This window comes from Streptomyces sp. 8N706 (assembly GCF_052245415.1).
Classification (GTDB): Bacteria; Actinomycetota; Actinomycetes; order Streptomycetales; family Streptomycetaceae; genus Streptomyces.
The window spans coordinates 24287-40472 of record NZ_JBQQBW010000038.1; the positions used below are offsets into that span (position 1 = coordinate 24287).

Sequence of the window (16186 nt, forward strand, 5' to 3'; positions counted from 1 at the left end):
CACAGGGCGGACGCGGCCGGTCCTCGTCGAGCCCCGTCCGTCCCGGCATGCGTGGCCTGCCAGAATGGGCGCGTGACCCGAGCCTCCCTGGACAAGCAGCCGCACGAAGTCGCCGCGATGTTCGACGACGTGGCGGCGAAGTACGACCTCACCAACGACGTGCTGTCACTGGGCCAGGCCCGGCTCTGGCGCAAGGCGGTCGCGCAGGCCGTCGGAGCCCGGCCCGCCGAGCGGATCCTGGACCTCGCCGCGGGCACGGCCACCTCCTCGCAGCCCTTCGTCGCCGCGGGCGCCTATGTCGTCCCCTGTGACTTCTCGCTCGGCATGCTGAGGGAGGGCAGGAAGCGCCACCCCCACTTGCCCTTCACCGCGGGCGACGCCACGAAGCTGCCCTTCGCGGACGCCTGCTTCGACGCCGTCACCATCTCCTTCGGGCTGCGCAATGTGCAGGACACGGACGCCGCGCTCGGTGAGCTGCTGCGGGTGACCAAGCCGGGCGGCCGGGTCGTGATCTGCGAGTTCAGCCACCCCACCTGGGCTCCGTTCCGCACGGTCTACACCGAGTACCTGATGCGCGCCCTGCCGCCCGTCGCCACGGCGGTCAGCAGCAGCCCCGACGCGTATGTCTACCTCGCCGAGTCCATCCGCTCCTGGCCGGACCAGCCCGCGCTCGCCGCCCGGCTGCAGAAGGCGGGCTGGTCGAAGGTCGCCTGGCGCAATCTGACCGGAGGCATCGTCGCACTGCACCGCGCCGTACGGCTCTGATGGAGCCGGACTACCAGGCCGTACTGGAGCAGGTCGCGGCGGACATCGCACCGCAGATCGGCCGGGGGCGGCCTGCCGAGTACATCCCGGCGCTGGCCTCCGTGGATCCGCGGCGCTTCGGAATGGCCCTGGCGGATGTGCACGGGCAGGTGTACGGCGTCGGGGACTGGAGAGAGCCGTTCTCCACGCAGAGTGTGACCAAGGTCTTCACCCTGGCGCTCGCGCTGGCCCGGGGCGGTGACAACCTGTGGCAGCACGTCGGCCGCGAGCCGTCCGGCAATCCGTTCAACTCGCTGGTGCAGCTGGAGTACGAGAACGGCATTCCGCGCAACCCGTTCATCAATGCGGGCGCCCTGGTCGTCACGGACCGGCTGCTGGCGCTGACCGGTGACGCCCGCGGCGTGCTGCTGGACTTTCTGCGGGCGGAGAGCGGCAACGACCGTCTCGACTTCTCCCCGCGGATCGCCGAGTCGGAGGCCGGCCACGGCGACCGCAACGCCGCTCTGGCCTACTTCATGGCGAGTTGCGGCAATATGCTCAACCCGGTGCCGGCCGTGCTCGACCACTACTTCTGGCAGTGCTCGATCGAGATGAGCTGCGCCGATCTGGCGCTGGCCGGGGGTTTCCTGGCCCGGCACGGTGTGCGGTCGGACGGCTCGCGGCTGCTGACGCGCAGCGAGGCCAAGCAGGTCAACGCGGTGATGATGACCTGCGGTACGTACGACGCCGCGGGTGAGTTCGCCTACCGCGTGGGGCTGCCGGGCAAGAGCGGGGTCGGCGGCGGAATCCTCGCGGTCCTGCCGGGGCGCGCCACGCTGTGCGTGTACAGCCCCGGTCTGGACGCCCGCGGGAACTCGGTGGCGGGCGTCGCGGCGCTGGACCGCTTCACCACGCTGACCGGCCTGTCGGTCTTCTGACGCGAACCGCCTCACCGCATCGCGCCGCTCCCGCACCACCCCGCCACCGCATCGCACCATCCCGCCACAGCCCGCACCGCCCACCACCGCAGCGCACCACGCCGCCACCGCCGCGCCACAGCCCGCACCGCCCAGCCCCATCGCACCACGCCGCCACCGCCGCGTCACAGCCCGCACCGCCCAGCCCCGTTCACCTGACGATCGGCAGTCCCCGCGGTTCCTTGATCCGCTTCATCACGATCTGGGAGTTCACCTCCGTCACCCCCGGCAGCGCCGTGATCCGCTCGATCCACAGCCGCTCGTACGTGTCGATGTCGGCGACCGCGATCCGCAGCAGGCAGCCCGGACTGCCGAAGAGCCGGTAAGCCTCCACGACGTCCGGCAGGTCCTGGAGCGCCGCCTCGAACGCCTCCACCGTCTCGCGGTCACGTCTGACCTCCACCGAGACCAGCACCTCGAAGCCCCGCCCGACGGACGGCGGGTCGATCACGGCGCGGTAGCCGCGGATCACCCCGTCCTCCTCCAGCTGCCGCACCCGCCGCAGGCAGGGGGACGGGGTCAGCCCGACGCGTTGGGCGAGTTCCTGGTTGGTCAGCCGGCCATCGTGCTGGAGCTCGCGCAAGATGCTGCGATCGATCTCATCCATGACGCAATTATCTGTCCCGCCGCGCCGCGGCTATGTGAAATTCCGCCATCCTATGCCAGGAGTATTTCCCTATTCTTGCTCGTTGGCCATGGATGGACCGGGACAGACCAGGGGAGAGGGTGAGCAGGACATGCGACGAGTCGTCGTGGTGACCACCGGCGGGACGATAGCCAGCCGCTGGCAGGGCACCGGGTACGCCGCCGACGCGGCCGGACGGGACGTGCTCGCCACGGCCGTCGTCCCCGAGGGCGTCGAGACCCGGATCGTGGACCTCTTCACCGTCAACAGCCCCCGGCTGACCACCGCCCACCAGCTCGTTCTGCTGCGTTCCGTCCATGAGGTGCTGGAGGACCCGGCTGTCGACGGGGTCGTCGTCACCCACGGCACCGACACCCTGGAGGAGACGGCCTTCCTGCTCGACCTCCACCACCGCGACCGGCGCCCCGTCGTCTTCACCGGCGCCCAGCGGCCCCTGGAGGCCGTCGACGGCGACGCCTCCAGCAATCTCTACGACGCGCTGCTCACCGCCGCGAACGTCAAGGGTCTCGGCACGCTCGCGGTGTTCGCGGGACGCGTCCACGCCGCTCGTGGCACGGTGAAGACCCAGACCGTGGCCGCCGACGCCTTCGCCGACCCGTCGCACGCCCCGGTCGGAAAGGTCGGCTTCGGCCGGGTCGAGGTGCTGCGCCGCCCCGACCGGCCCGAACCGCTGACGCTGCCGCCCGTGGACGGCCACGTGCCGCGTGTCGACATGGTCATGCACCACACCGACGCCGATCCGCTGCTCTTCGACGCCGCCGTGCAGGCCGGTGCGCAGGGCATCGTGCTGGTGGCCACCGGGGCGGGCAACGCCACGCCGGAGTTCACGGAGGCGGTGCGCCGCGCGGTCTCCCGCGGCGTGCTCATCGCTCTGACCACCCGGGTCCCCGCCGGTCCGGTCACCCCCATCTACACCGGCGGCGGCGCGGTGGACCTGATCGCGGCCGGTGCGGTCCCGACCGGTACGCTCCGCGCCGGCCAGGCCCGTATCGCCGTGCTCTCCGCCCTGATGTCCTCGCCGCACCCGGCCGAGCGCACCGCCACCCTCCGCCGTATCGCGGACCCCGACACGGTGGCCGTCCCGGTCTGAGGCGGCCGTTGGGGACCCGGAGGAGTGGCCACCATGCCGTACGGCAACGGCTCCTGAGTGGCCCTCCTGCTGTGCGGCCGCGCCCAGCGGTCGTTCTAGACTGCGGAGATCCCGTCTCCGCCGAGAGCAGCAGGAGTGCCGACGTGACCGACACCGACCTCAACGAGCGCAGTGCCGATGTGATCGTCGTCGGGGCCGGACCCGCCGGGTCCACGACCGCGTACTACCTCGCGAAGGCCGGACTCGACGTGCTGCTCCTGGAGAAGACCGCGTTCCCGCGCGAGAAGGTCTGCGGCGACGGCCTCACTCCCCGCGCCACCAAGCAGCTCGTCTCCATGGGCATCGACATCTCCGAAGAGGCGGGCTGGCTGCGGAACAAGGGTCTGCGGATCATCGGCGGCGGTGTCCGGCTCCAGCTCGACTGGCCCGACCTGGCCTCGTACCCGGACTACGGACTCGTCCGCAAGCGCGACGACTTCGACGAGCAGCTGGCCCGGCAGGCGCAGAAGGCCGGGGCCCGGCTGTACGAGCGCTGCAACGTCGGCGCTCCGGTCCTCGACTCCCGTACGGGCCGGATCACCGGTGTCGAGGCGAAGCTCGGCGAGGAGAAGACGCCGGTCACCTTCCGCGCTCCGCTGGTGGTCGCCGCCGACGGCAACTCCACACGGCTGTCGCTGGCGATGGGCCTGCACCGCCGCGAGGACCGGCCGATGGGCGTGGCCGTACGGACCTACTTCACCTCGCCCCGCCACGACGACGACTACCTCGAGTCCTGGCTGGAGCTGTGGGACCGGCGCAACGGCGCCGAGCGGCTGCTGCCCGGCTACGGCTGGATCTTCGGCATGGGCGACGGCACCTCGAACGTCGGCCTCGGCGTGCTCAACACCTCGGACTCTTTCAAGGAGCTGGACTGGCGCGAGGTGCTCAAGGCGTGGTGCGCCTCGATGCCGGAGGACTGGGGCTACACCCCGGAGAACATGACCGGCCCGATCCGCGGTGCCGCGCTCCCCATGGCGTTCAACCGGCAGCCGCACTACACCAAGGGCCTGTTGCTGGTCGGCGACGCGGGCGGTCTGGTCAACCCGTTCAACGGCGAGGGCATCGCCTACGCGATGGAATCGGGGCAGATCGCCGCGGAGGTGATCGTCCAGGCGCACGCCCGCGCGACTCCGTCCCAGCGCGAACTCGCCCTCCGCGGCTACCCGCAGATCCTCAAGGACACCTACGGCGGTTACTACACGCTGGGCCGCGCCTTTGTGAAGCTGATCGGCAATCCGAAGGTCATGAAGGTCGCGACCCAGCGCGGACTGACGCATCCGCTGCTGATGAAGTTCGCGTTGAAGATGCTGGCCAACCTCACGGACCCCAGGGGCGGCGACGCGATGGACCGCATCATCAACGGCCTCAGCAAGGTGGCTCCGCGCTCCTGACGGCGCACCGGCCCCGCCCACGGCGGTGCCGGCGCGAGGGCGGCAGAGGCGGCCCCCGGGACAGACGAGGGCCCGACCGGTGTCCGGTCGGGCCCTCGGCGTATCAGTGCGCGTGCCGCGGAGGCACGTGCCGGCGCACGCTGCTGATCAGAGCACGCGCCGCGCGCTCGTCGGCGGGTAGTCGTTGAGGTCCTGCTTCACGACGCCCTTGCTCGGGTTCGCCGCGTCGATGTACTGGCCGTTCCCCACATAGACGGCCACGTGGTACGCGCTGCCCGTGCCGCCCCAGAAGAGGAGGTCGCCCGGCTGCAGGGCGTCCAGGGAGACGGCGGTGCCGGTGGTCGACTGGTCCTGCGAGACGCGCGGCAGGTCCACGCCGACGGTCTTGAACGCAGCCTGGGTCAGGCCCGAGCAGTCGTACGCGGAGGAGCCGGTGGCGCCCATGACGTACGCCTTGCCGAGCTGTGCCTCGAGGAAGCTGAGGACCTGGGCGGTGCTGCCGGTCGCGGAGGCGGAGGCGGTCTTCAGGGTGGTGCGCTCGGCGGAGCGCGAGGCGGCTTCCTTGGCGGCGCGGGCAGCCGCGGCCTTGCGCTCGGCCTCGGCCTTGCGGTCCGCCTCCTGCTTGGCCTTCTTCGCGGCCTTGCGGGCGGTCTCGGCCGCCCGGTCCTGCTGGTTCTGCAGCTCGGCCTGCTGCTCGTAGTCCAGGGCGGCCTGCTCGGTGGCCGCGGTGGACAGAGTGGCCGCGTCGGCGACCGCCGTGGTGACCGTGGGCAGTTCCATGGTCTCGGTGGCGGGCTCGGCAGCGGTGGCGCCGGAGGCACCGGTCACGGCCAGGGTGCTGAGGACGCCGCCGGCAACTCCGGTGCGCAGTACCCATGTGGACGCGGTACGACGGGGTTTCCGGCGGCTGGGTATGTGAGCGGTGTGGGACATGGAACCACGGCTATCAGGGGTGCGCGGTTACCTTCAAGAAACGTGTGGTGCGCCACAGTTGACGCGTACGTGTCCAGAATTGCGAATCCTGGATCTTGGAGGCCGCATTCCGGCCTGGAGGGGCCGCCGCCGGCCACACCCGTGATCAAGGCCTTTCATCATTTCGTCCGAATTGCTCAGCGCTTACCATCGCCCACCGTTGGTGGCCAAGTAACGCATTTCGGGACGGAAAAATGGCGTGGGATAGCTAACAGATTGAGCCCGAAATTGAACGCTGTGGGCCGTCTGTGAACGCATGCACGTACCCGGCGATCTTGCATGCCGCGACGCGCCCGCCCCCGACCCGTACCGGCCTCCCCGGGGCGCCGGCGGAGGGGCTCCCGGGCGGCCCGGTCCGGCCGTCCTCAACCTCTCCGCCGCCCCCTTCACGCGAGCGGGTGGCGTGTATTTATCAGCTGACGGAGTCCATCGCGAATTTGCCCGCAAGGCTGCCCTTTGCTAGGTGTCCACCTCTCTCACCAGCGGTAACACCCTCAGTAGTCACGGTTGGTGACTGCTCGGACGCTTCGCGTGTGAAGATCACCGCTCATCCGACTTCATGATCGTTCGTCAGGTGGTGGAGATCACAAACTCCTTGTCCGCCCCGTGTCGCAGATCACAGACCGACAGGCATAGGATGCAGGCGACTCGGGCTTGTGAACTGCCTCACATAGGCACGATCTTCGAGGCGGCAGCGCACACGCCCGGTCACGGTCCGCAGTCATCGTCGACTGGAAGGAGCGAGGAGCGTGAACGCCTATGCGCCCATCCTCGTGCTCGGCGCCCTCGGGGCAGGCTTCGCGATCTTCTCCGTGGTCATGGCCAGCCTCGTCGGCCCCAAGCGCTACAACCGGGCCAAACTCGAGGCATACGAATGCGGTATCGAGCCGACCCCGCAGCCGGCCGGCGGCGGTCGCTTCCCGATCAAGTACTACCTGACGGCGATGCTCTTCATCGTCTTCGACATCGAGATCGTCTTCCTCTATCCCTGGGCCGTCACCTTTGACGCCCTGGGGCTGTTCGGGCTCGTCGAGATGCTCCTCTTCGTGCTCACCGTCTTCGTCGCCTACGCCTATGTCTGGCGTCGTGGCGGCCTGGAATGGGACTAGGGGCCACATCATGGGTATCGAAGAGAAACTGCCGAGCGGCTTTCTGCTGACGACCGTGGAGCAGGCCGCGGGCTGGGTCCGTAAGTCCTCCGTCTTCCCGGCCACCTTCGGCCTCGCCTGCTGCGCCATCGAAATGATGACCACCGGCGCGGGACGGTACGACCTCGCCCGCTTCGGGATGGAGGTCTTCCGCGGCTCACCGCGCCAGGCCGACCTGATGATCGTGGCCGGCCGGGTCAGCCAGAAGATGGCCCCGGTGCTGCGCCAGGTCTACGACCAGATGCCGAACCCGAAATGGGTCATCTCCATGGGCGTCTGCGCCTCCTCTGGCGGGATGTTCAACAACTACGCGATCGTGCAGGGCGTCGACCACATCGTGCCCGTCGACATCTATCTGCCGGGCTGCCCGCCCCGCCCGGAGATGCTGCTGGACGCCATCCTCAAGCTCCACCAGAAGATCCAGGGCGAGAAGCTCGGTGTGAATCGTGAGCAGGCGGCCCGTGAGGCCGAGGAAGCGGCGCTCCAGGCACGGCCCACCATCGAGATGAAGGGGCTGCTGCGATGAGCGACGCACGCGAGGCCGCCGGGCCGCACCCGGCGATGATGCCCGCGCCTCTGCGCCGAGCGGGCGGAGAAGCGAAGCGGAGGGATGCCTGATGAGCGACCCACGTGACAGCGGGGCGAACGCCAATGGCGTCAACCCCGACAAGGACCTGAACGCCCAGAACCTCCCCGGCCAGCGCGGTGACCACGGCGAGGTCATCGCCACCCGTCGCGGCATGTTCGGTGCGAACAACGGTGGTGACACCACCGGTTACGGCGGACTCGTGCGGTCCGTACGGCTGCCGGGCGCCGCCACCCGCCCGTACGGAGGCCCCCGCGGCGGCGGCGCGTACGGGGAGTTCGACGAGATCGCCGACGAGCTCGAAGGCGCCCTGGAGGAGCAGGGGCTGCCCCCCGAGCACGCCATCGAGAAAACGGTCGTCGACCGCGACGAGATCACGTTCCACATCGCCCGCGAACACCTCCCGCAGGTGGCGAGGACCCTCCGCGACGACCCGGCGCTGCGCTTCGAGCTGTGCACCGGCGTCAGCGGCGTCCACTTCGACGGCACCGCGTCGCCCGAGAACGCGGGCCGCGAGTTGCACGCCGTCTACCACCTGCGCTCCATCACCCACAACCGGCTGATCCGGCTCGAGGTGAGCGCCCCGGACAGTGACCCGCACATCCCGTCGATCGTCTCGGTCTACCCGACCAACGACTGGCACGAGCGGGAGACCTACGACTTCTTCGGCCTGATCTTCGACGGCCACCCCGCACTGACGCGGATCATGATGCCGGACGACTGGCAGGGCTTCCCGCAACGCAAGGACTATCCGCTCGGCGGCATTCCCGTCGAGTACAAGGGCGCCCAGATCCCGGCTCCCGACCAGCGGAGGTCGTACACCTGATGTCTGCTTCTCACGCAACGTCCCACGCCACTCCACGAGAGACGACCGAAGGCACGGTCTACACCGTCACCGGCGGGGACTGGGACGAGGTCGCGGCCGCCGCCGCCAAGGCCGACGACGAGCGGATCGTCGTCAACATGGGCCCGCAGCACCCGTCGACGCACGGCGTGCTCCGGCTCATCCTGGAGATCGACGGCGAGACGGTCACCGAGGCCCGCTGCGGCATCGGCTACCTCCACACGGGCATCGAGAAGAACCTCGAGTACCGGACGTGGACGCAGGGCACCACCTTCGTCACGCGCATGGACTATCTGACGTCGTTCTACAACGAGACGGCGTACTGCATGGCCGTGGAGAAGCTCCTCGGCATCGAGGAGCAGATCCCCGACCGGGCGACCGTCATCCGCGTACTGCTGATGGAGCTGAACCGTCTCTCCTCCCACCTGGTCTGCATCGCCACCGGCGGGATGGAGCTCGGCGCCACCACGATCATGATCTACGGGTTCCGGGACCGCGAAATGATCCTGGACCTCTACGAGCTGATCACCGGTCTGCGGATGAACCACGCCTACATCAGGCCGGGCGGACTCGCCCAGGACCTGCCGCCCGGCGCGGTGGACGCGGTGCGCGAGTTCGTCAAGAAGATGCGGAAGAACCTGCCGGAGTACGACAAACTCGCCACCGGCAACCCCGTCTTCAAGGCCCGGATGCAGGACGTCGGCTATCTGGATCTCGCGGGCTGTATGGCCCTGGGGGTCACCGGACCGATCCTGCGCTCGGCCGGCCTCCCGCACGATCTGCGCAAGACCCAGCCGTACTGCGGCTACGAGACCTACGACTTCGAGGTGCCGACCACCGACACCTGCGACGCCTACGGCCGCTTCCTGCTCCGGCTGGAGGAGATGCGGCAGTCGCTGCGGATCGTCGAGCAGTGCCTGGACCGGCTGGAGCCCGGCCCGGTGATGGTCGCCGACAAGAAGATCGCCTGGCCCGCACAGCTGGCGCTCGGACCGGACGGCCTCGGCAACTCGCTCGACCACATCAAGAAGATCATGGGCACATCGATGGAGGCCCTGATCCACCACTTCAAGCTCGTCACGGAGGGGTTCCGGGTGCCGCCCGGCCAGACGTACGCCGCCGTGGAGTCGCCCAAGGGCGAGCTGGGCGTGCACGCGGTCAGCGACGGCGGCACGCGCCCCTACCGGGTCCACTTCCGCGACCCGTCCTTCACCAACCTCCAGGCCATGGCGGCGATGTGCGAGGGCGGCCAGGTCGCCGACGTCATCGTGGCCGTGGCGTCCATCGACCCCGTGATGGGAGGTGTCGACAGGTGAGCGACGCACGCATGAGGGCTTCCTGCGCGCAGCGCAGCCGCTTGACGGCGGTGGCGGGAGACGGGCGGGACACTCGGCCGCTGGGGGTACCGCCCACGCCGAAGGCTGTGGGGGAGACAACGATGGACGCACCTGTGCTCCCTCCCTGCCCGCCCCCGGGCAGGAGGGGCCCAGCGGGCGGAGATGGGGGAACCACCCAGGCGCAAGCTCTGGGGGAGAGCAGGGAGACGCGATGACAGACGTCAGTTTGGGCCTTCCGCAGATGCCCGCCCCGGACTTCCCGGCCGATGTACGGGCCCGGCTCGAGGCGGACGCGGGGGAGCTGATCGCCCGCTATCCCGACAGCCGTTCCGCGCTGCTGCCGCTGCTGCACCTCGTCCAGGCGGAGGAGGGACATGTCACCCGCACCGGCGTACGGTTCTGTGCGGAGATGCTGGGCCTGACCACCGCCGAGGTCACCGCGGTCTCCACCTTCTACTCCATGTACCGGCGGAAACCCTCGGGCGACTACCAGGTCGGCGTCTGCACCAACACGCTGTGCGCGGTGATGGGCGGCGACGCGATCTTCGACGAGCTCAAGGAGCACCTGGGCGTCGGCAACGGTGAGACCACCGACGACGGCATGGTGACCCTCGAACACGTCGAGTGCAACGCGGCCTGCGACTTCGCGCCCGTGGTGATGGTCAACTGGGAGTTCTTCGACAACCAGACACCGGAGTCGGCCAAGCGGCTGGTGGACGACCTGCGGGCGGGCCGCACCGTCGAGCCCACACGCGGCGCGCCCCTGTGCACCTTCAAGGAGACCGCCCGTATCCTCGCGGGCTTCCCGGACACCCGCCCCGGCGCGGTCGAGGCCACCGGCGGCGCCGGATCCGCGTCGCTGGTCGGCCTGCGGCTCGCCAAGGGGGAGGCCGAACCCGGCCGGGTCGTCTCGCCCCGCCCCGCGCCGCCGGAGAGCGCCGAGGGGCCGGTGACGCCGACCGGCGAGGCACCCTCGTCGCACCCGAGTTCCCACGACGCACCGCGGAAGACCTCCGCCTCCGATCCCGAGCACCCGGCCGGACCGGTGTCCGAGGAGGGTGAGTGATGACCGTGTCAACCGAACATGGGGGCACCTCCCGGCCGGGGGCCGGGGGAGAGACCGGCCCGGAGAAGCTGCTGTCCCCCGTGCTGTCGGCCTTCTGGGACCAGCCGCGGTCCTGGACCCTGGAGACGTACCTCCGCCACGACGGCTATGCGGGGCTGCGCAAGGCCCTGGCGATGCCACCGGACGAGGTCATCGCCCTGGTCAAGGACTCCGGACTGCGCGGCCGCGGCGGCGCGGGCTTCCCCACCGGCATGAAGTGGCAGTTCATCCCGCAGGGCGACGGGAAGCCGCACTACCTCGTCGTCAACGCCGATGAGTCCGAGCCCGGCACCTGCAAGGACATCCCGCTCCTCTTCGCCAATCCGCACGCGCTCATCGAGGGCATGGTGATCGCCTGCCATGCGATCCGCTCCGACCACGCCTTCATCTATCTGCGGGGCGAGGTCGTGCCCGTACTGCGCCGGCTGCACCACGCCGTCGCCGAGGCGTACGAGGCGGGCTACCTCGGCCGGAACGTGCTGGGCAGCGGCTTCGACCTCGACATCACCGTGCACGCCGGCGCCGGCGCGTACATCTGCGGCGAGGAGACCGCGCTCCTGGACTCGCTCGAAGGCCGGCGCGGCCAGCCCCGGCTGCGGCCCCCCTTCCCGGCGGTCGCGGGCCTCTACGCCTGCCCCACCGTGGTGAACAACGTCGAGTCCATCGCCTCGGTTCCCTCGATCCTGAACAAGGGCAAGGACTGGTTCCGCTCGATGGGCAGCGAGAAGTCCCCGGGCTTCACGCTGTACTCGCTCTCCGGCCATGTCGCCCGCCCCGGCCAGTACGAGGCCCCGCTCGGCATCACCCTGCGGCAGCTCCTCGACATGAGCGGCGGGATGCGCAAGGGCCACCGGCTGAAGTTCTGGACCCCCGGCGGGTCCTCCACCCCGCTGCTCACCGACGAGCATCTGGACGTCCCGCTCGACTACGAGGGCGTGGGCGCGGCCGGTTCGATGCTCGGCACCAAGGCGCTGCAGTGCTTCGACGAGACCACCTGCGTCGTCCGGGCCGTGACCCGCTGGACCGAGTTCTACGCTCATGAGTCCTGCGGCAAGTGCACACCCTGCCGCGAAGGGACGTACTGGCTGGTGCAGCTGTTGCGCGACCTCGAAGCCGGCAAGGGCCGGATGGAGGACCTCGACAAGCTGAACGACATCGCCGACACCATCAACGGCAAGTCCTTCTGCGCCCTCGGCGACGGCGCCGCCAGCCCGATCTTCTCCTCGCTGAAGTTCTTCCGCGAGGAGTACGAGCAGCACATCACGGGCCGGGGCTGCCCCCTCGACCCGGCGAAGTCGACCGTCTGGGCCGACGACCACAAGACCGCCACCACCAAGGGGGTGCCCGCGTAAATGACTGTCACGACCAACGCCCCCACCGGAGGCGGCGAGGCGGCCGTGCCGCCGGAGGACCTGGTCTCCGTCACCATCGACGGCATCGAGATCTCCGTCCCCAAGGGCACGCTGGTGATCCGCGCCGCCGAGCTGCTCGGCATCGAGATCCCGCGCTTCTGCGACCACCCGCTCCTCGACCCGGCCGGCGCCTGCCGCCAGTGCATCGTCGAGGTCGAGGGCCAGCGCAAACCGATGGCATCCTGCACGATCACTTGTACGGACGGGATGGTGGTGAGGACTCAACTCACCTCGCCCGTGGCCGAAAAGGCACAGCGCGGCGTGATGGAGCTGCTGCTCATCAACCACCCGCTGGACTGCCCGGTCTGCGACAAGGGCGGCGAGTGCCCGCTGCAGAACCAGGCGATGAGCACCGGACAGGCCGACACCCGCTTCGAGGGGCAGAAGCGGACGTTCCGGAAACCGGTCCCGATCTCGACGCAGGTGCTGCTGGACCGGGAGCGCTGTGTGCTCTGCGCCCGCTGCACCCGCTTCTCCAACCAGATCGCGGGCGACCCGATGATCGAGTTGCTGGAGCGCGGCGCGCTCCAGCAGGTCGGCACCGGTGAGGGCGATCCCTTCGAGTCGTACTTCTCCGGCAACACCATCCAGATCTGCCCGGTGGGCGCGCTGACCTCGGCCGCGTACCGCTTCCGGTCCCGGCCCTTCGACCTGGTGTCGTCGCCGGGCGTGTGCGAGCACTGCGCGGGCGGCTGTGCGACGCGTACGGACCACCGGCGCGGCAAGGTCATGCGCCGGCTCGCGGCCGACGACCCGGAGGTCAACGAGGAGTGGCTCTGCGACAAGGGCCGCTTCGCGTTCCGCTACGCCCAGCGGCCGGACCGGCTGACGACCCCGCTCGTACGGAACGCGGAGACCGGTGAGCTGGAGACGGCGAGCTGGCCGGAGGCCCTGGAGATCGCCGCCCGGGGTCTGGCGGCGGCGCGCGGCCGGGCCGGAGGCGCCGGTGTCGGCGTCCTGACGGGCGGGCGGCTGACGGTCGAGGACGCGTACGCCTACGCCAAGTTCGCGCGCGTCGTCCTCGATACCAACGACATCGACTTCCGGGCCCGCGTCCACAGCGGTGAGGAGGCCGACTTCCTCGCGGCCCACGTCGCCGGACGGGGCCGGGACCTCGCCGGCGGCGGACTGACGTATGCCGCGCTGGAGAAGGCCCCGGCGGTGCTGCTGGCCGGATTCGAGTCGGAGGAGGAGGCGCCCGGTGTCTTCCTGCGCCTGCGCAAGGCGTACCGCAAGCACGGCCAGCGGACCTTCTCCCTGGCCACGCACGCTACCCGTGGTCTGACCAAGGCGGGCGGCACCCTGTTGCCCGCCGCACCGGGCACCGAGGCCACCTGGTTCTCGGCGCTGGCCCGGGCACGGAGCGGCTCGGTGGTGGAAGGTCTCGACAGCGACGGGCTGCTGGCCGCCGAATCGCTGCGGGCCGAGGGCGCAGTGATCATCGTGGGTGAGCGGCTGGCCGCCGTACCGGGTGCGCTGACCGCCGCCGTAGGAGCCGCCCAGGCCACGGGCGCCACGCTCGTCTGGATGCCGCGCCGGGCGGGGGAGCGCGGAGCCCTCGAGGCCGGTGCACTTCCCGGGCTGCTGCCCGGTGGCCGCCCGGCCACCGATCCGCGCGCCCGCGCGGAGGTTGCCGCCCTCTGGGGCATCACCGGACTCCCGCACCGCCATGGCCGCGACACCGGCCAGATCATCGAGGCGGCGGCCACCGGCGAGCTGGGTGCCCTGCTCGTGGCCGGTGTCGAGGTCGCCGACCTGCCCGACCCGCACCGCGCCACCCAGGCGCTGGACGAGGTCGGCTTCCTGGTCAGCCTGGAGCAACGGCCGAGCGAGGTGACCGACCGGGCGGATGTGGTCCTGCCGGTCGCCGCCGTCGCCGAGAAGGCCGGGACCTTCCTCAACTGGGAAGGGCGGGCACGCCCGTTCGAGGCGGCGCTCAAACCGGACCAGATGACCAGGCGCCATGTCCTTCCGGACGCCCGGGTGCTCCATATGCTCGCCGACGCTTTGGCCCGTGGCACCGACAGCGCGGACCAGGGGCTGGGTCTTCCCGATGTGCGCACGATCCGGCGGGAGATGGACCGGCTCGGCCCCTGGGACGGCCCGTACGCCACGGGGCCCGGCAGGCCCGCGCATCCGCTGCCCCGCCCCGGCGCGGGCGAAGCGGTCCTCGCGGGGCACCGGCTCCTGCTCGACCAGGGACGTCTCCAGGACGGTGACGAGGCCCTGGCCGGGACACGGCACGAGGCGGTCGCCCGGCTCTCGGCCGCCACGGCGGCGGAGGCCGGAGTCGAGGAGGGCGCGCTCGTACGGGTCTCCGGCCCGGCCGGAGCCGTGCAGCTGCCCCTGCGGATCACACCGATGCCCGACCGGGTCGTCTGGTTGCCCCTGAACTCCGTCGGGCACGGGGTGACCGCGGACACCGGGGCGCGCCCCGGCGAGCTCGTCCGGCTCGGCGCGGCCGCCGAGGCGCAGGCATCGGAGGTGCGGTCGTGAGCGCGATCCCGTCCTGGGAGCCCGGCTCCCTCAGCCACCTCGCGGCCGAGGACCTGTCCGTGTTCGGGCAGGATCCCTGGTGGCTGGTGGTGATCAAGGCGGTCTTCTGCTTCGCCTTCCTGATGGTGACCGTGCTGTTCTCGATCGTCTGGGAGCGCAAGGTCGTTGCCTGGATGCAGCTGCGGATCGGGCCCAACCGGCACGGCCCCTGGGGCCTCCTCCAGTCCCTCGCGGACGGCATCAAGCTGATGCTCAAGGAGGATGTGATCGTCAAGCGGGCCGACAAGGCGGTCTACATCCTGGCGCCGATCGTGGCCGCGATTCCCGCCTTCATGGCCATCGCGGTCATTCCGTTCGGACCGGCCGGGAACGAGATCTCGATCTTCGGCCACCGCACCACGATGCAGCTCACGGACCTGCCGATCGCCGTCCTCTACATCCTGGCGGTCGCCTCGGTCGGGATCTACGGCATCGTGCTGGCCGGCTGGTCGTCCGGGTCGACGTATCCGCTGCTGGGCGGGTTGCGTTCCTGCGCGCAGATGATCTCCTACGAGATCGCGATGGGCCTGTCGTTCGCGGCCGTCTTCCTCTACTCGGGGTCGATGTCCACCTCGGCCATCGTCTCGGCCCAGCAGGACCGGTGGTTCGCGGTGCTGCTCCCGGTGTCGTTCCTGATCTACATCGTGTCGATGGTGGGTGAGACCAACCGCGCCCCGTTCGACATGCCGGAGTCCGAGGGCGACCTCGTCGGCGGCTTCAACACCGAGTACTCGTCGATCAAGTTCGCGATGTTCATGCTCGCCGAGTACGTCAACATGGTCACCGTCTCGGCGGTCGCGGTCACCCTCTTCCTGGGCGGCTGGATGGCCCCGTACCCGGTCAGCGCCTTCTGGGAGGGCGCGAACCACGGCTGGTGGCCGATGCTCTGGTTCGTCATCAAGGTCCAGCTGCTGCTGTTCTTCTTCATCTGGCTGCGTGGCACGCTGCCGCGGGTGCGCTACGACCAGTTCATGAAGCTGGGCTGGAAGGTGCTCATCCCGGTCTCGATGGTCTGGCTGATGCTGGTCGCGACCGTACGGGCGCTGCGCAACGAGCACTACGACTTCCAGGACATCGTGCTGTACGTCGGCGGCGCGGTCATCGCGGTCCTGCTGCTCTCCTTCGTCGTCGACATCTTCCGCGACCGCGAGGAGAAACAGCGGGCGGAGGCCGAGGCGCAGGAGGGCCCGCCGCCCGCGTTCGATCCGATGGCCGGCGGCTATCCCGTGCCGCCGTTGCCCGGACAGACCCTGCCGCCCGTACCCCGCCGGCGTCCCCGCCATGAGCGGACACTCGTCGGGAACGGGCCGGCGGAGACCCCCGCAGAGGGCAAGGAGGCCGACGGTGCCTGAGTTCCAGA

Annotated in this window: 14 protein-coding genes; 12 read left to right on the forward strand and 2 right to left on the reverse strand. The window is 70.2% G+C overall.

Annotation, left to right across the window (positions count from 1 at the left end):
• Positions 1 to 72 precede the first annotated feature (72 nt).
• Entirely contained in the window at positions 73 to 765 is a 693-nt protein-coding gene (locus ACTWQE_RS16740; protein ID WP_443329738.1) for a demethylmenaquinone methyltransferase, read from the forward strand.
• On the forward strand, positions 765 to 1682 hold the full coding sequence (locus ACTWQE_RS16745) for a glutaminase (RefSeq protein ID WP_443329739.1): 918 nt from the start codon (positions 765 to 767) through the stop codon (positions 1680 to 1682). The genes ACTWQE_RS16740 and ACTWQE_RS16745 overlap by 1 nt, the downstream gene beginning before the upstream one ends.
• Positions 1683 to 1872: 190 nt before the next feature.
• On the opposite strand, the gene ACTWQE_RS16750 is transcribed toward ACTWQE_RS16745, so the two are convergent.
• Positions 1873 to 2328, reverse strand: a complete 456-nt coding sequence (locus ACTWQE_RS16750) for an Lrp/AsnC family transcriptional regulator (RefSeq protein ID WP_443329740.1) — start codon at positions 2326 to 2328, stop codon at positions 1873 to 1875.
• Positions 2329 to 2458: 130 nt separating this feature from the next.
• On the opposite strand from ACTWQE_RS16750, the gene ACTWQE_RS16755 reads away from it, so the two are divergent.
• Together ACTWQE_RS16755 and ACTWQE_RS16760 are read left to right on the forward strand one after the other, a co-directional pair.
• On the forward strand, positions 2459 to 3457 hold the full coding sequence (locus ACTWQE_RS16755) for an asparaginase (protein ID WP_443329741.1): 999 nt from the start codon (positions 2459 to 2461) through the stop codon (positions 3455 to 3457).
• 143 nt (positions 3458 to 3600) lie between these two features.
• A complete protein-coding gene (locus ACTWQE_RS16760; protein WP_443329742.1) occupies positions 3601 to 4887 on the forward strand; it encodes a geranylgeranyl reductase family protein in 1287 nt (428 codons plus the stop codon).
• A 147-nt stretch (positions 4888 to 5034) separates the two neighbouring features.
• Here the strand turns inward: ACTWQE_RS16760 and ACTWQE_RS16765 are convergent, their stop codons facing one another.
• On the reverse strand, positions 5035 to 5820 hold the full coding sequence (locus ACTWQE_RS16765) for a C40 family peptidase (protein WP_443329743.1): 786 nt from the start codon (positions 5818 to 5820) through the stop codon (positions 5035 to 5037).
• 788 nt (positions 5821 to 6608) lie between these two features.
• Between ACTWQE_RS16765 and ACTWQE_RS16770 the strand changes: the two genes are divergently transcribed.
• From ACTWQE_RS16770 to nuoH, 8 genes are all read left to right on the forward strand, one after another.
• Positions 6609 to 6968 (forward strand): NADH-quinone oxidoreductase subunit A, encoded by a 360-nt coding sequence (locus tag ACTWQE_RS16770; RefSeq protein ID WP_393656689.1) that lies wholly within the window; start codon positions 6609 to 6611, stop codon positions 6966 to 6968.
• A gap of 10 nt (positions 6969 to 6978) precedes the next feature.
• Positions 6979 to 7533: a NuoB/complex I 20 kDa subunit family protein gene (locus ACTWQE_RS16775; protein WP_443329744.1), complete on the forward strand. Its 555-nt coding sequence runs from the start codon at positions 6979 to 6981 to the stop codon at positions 7531 to 7533.
• Between the two features lie 91 nt (positions 7534 to 7624).
• Positions 7625 to 8419 carry an NADH-quinone oxidoreductase subunit C gene (locus ACTWQE_RS16780; RefSeq protein ID WP_443329745.1) on the forward strand — a complete coding sequence of 265 codons (795 nt, stop codon included), beginning with the start codon at positions 7625 to 7627 and terminating at the stop codon, positions 8417 to 8419.
• Positions 8419 to 9753: an NADH-quinone oxidoreductase subunit D gene (locus ACTWQE_RS16785; RefSeq protein ID WP_443329746.1), complete on the forward strand. Its 1335-nt coding sequence runs from the start codon at positions 8419 to 8421 to the stop codon at positions 9751 to 9753. The genes ACTWQE_RS16780 and ACTWQE_RS16785 overlap by 1 nt, the downstream gene beginning before the upstream one ends.
• A gap of 232 nt (positions 9754 to 9985) precedes the next feature.
• Positions 9986 to 10840, forward strand: a complete 855-nt coding sequence (gene nuoE / locus ACTWQE_RS16790) for an NADH-quinone oxidoreductase subunit NuoE (protein ID WP_443329747.1) — start codon at positions 9986 to 9988, stop codon at positions 10838 to 10840.
• Positions 10840 to 12231, forward strand: a complete 1392-nt coding sequence (gene nuoF / locus ACTWQE_RS16795) for an NADH-quinone oxidoreductase subunit NuoF (RefSeq protein ID WP_443329748.1) — start codon at positions 10840 to 10842, stop codon at positions 12229 to 12231. The genes nuoE and nuoF overlap by 1 nt, the downstream gene beginning before the upstream one ends.
• Positions 12232 to 14787 (forward strand): NADH-quinone oxidoreductase subunit G, encoded by a 2556-nt coding sequence (locus ACTWQE_RS16800; protein WP_443329749.1) that lies wholly within the window; start codon positions 12232 to 12234, stop codon positions 14785 to 14787.
• Positions 14784 to 16178, forward strand: coding sequence for an NADH-quinone oxidoreductase subunit NuoH (gene nuoH, locus ACTWQE_RS16805; RefSeq protein WP_443329750.1), 1395 nt, complete (start codon positions 14784 to 14786; stop codon positions 16176 to 16178). Before ACTWQE_RS16800 ends, nuoH begins: the two co-directional genes overlap by 4 nt.
• Positions 16179 to 16186 lie beyond the last annotated feature (8 nt).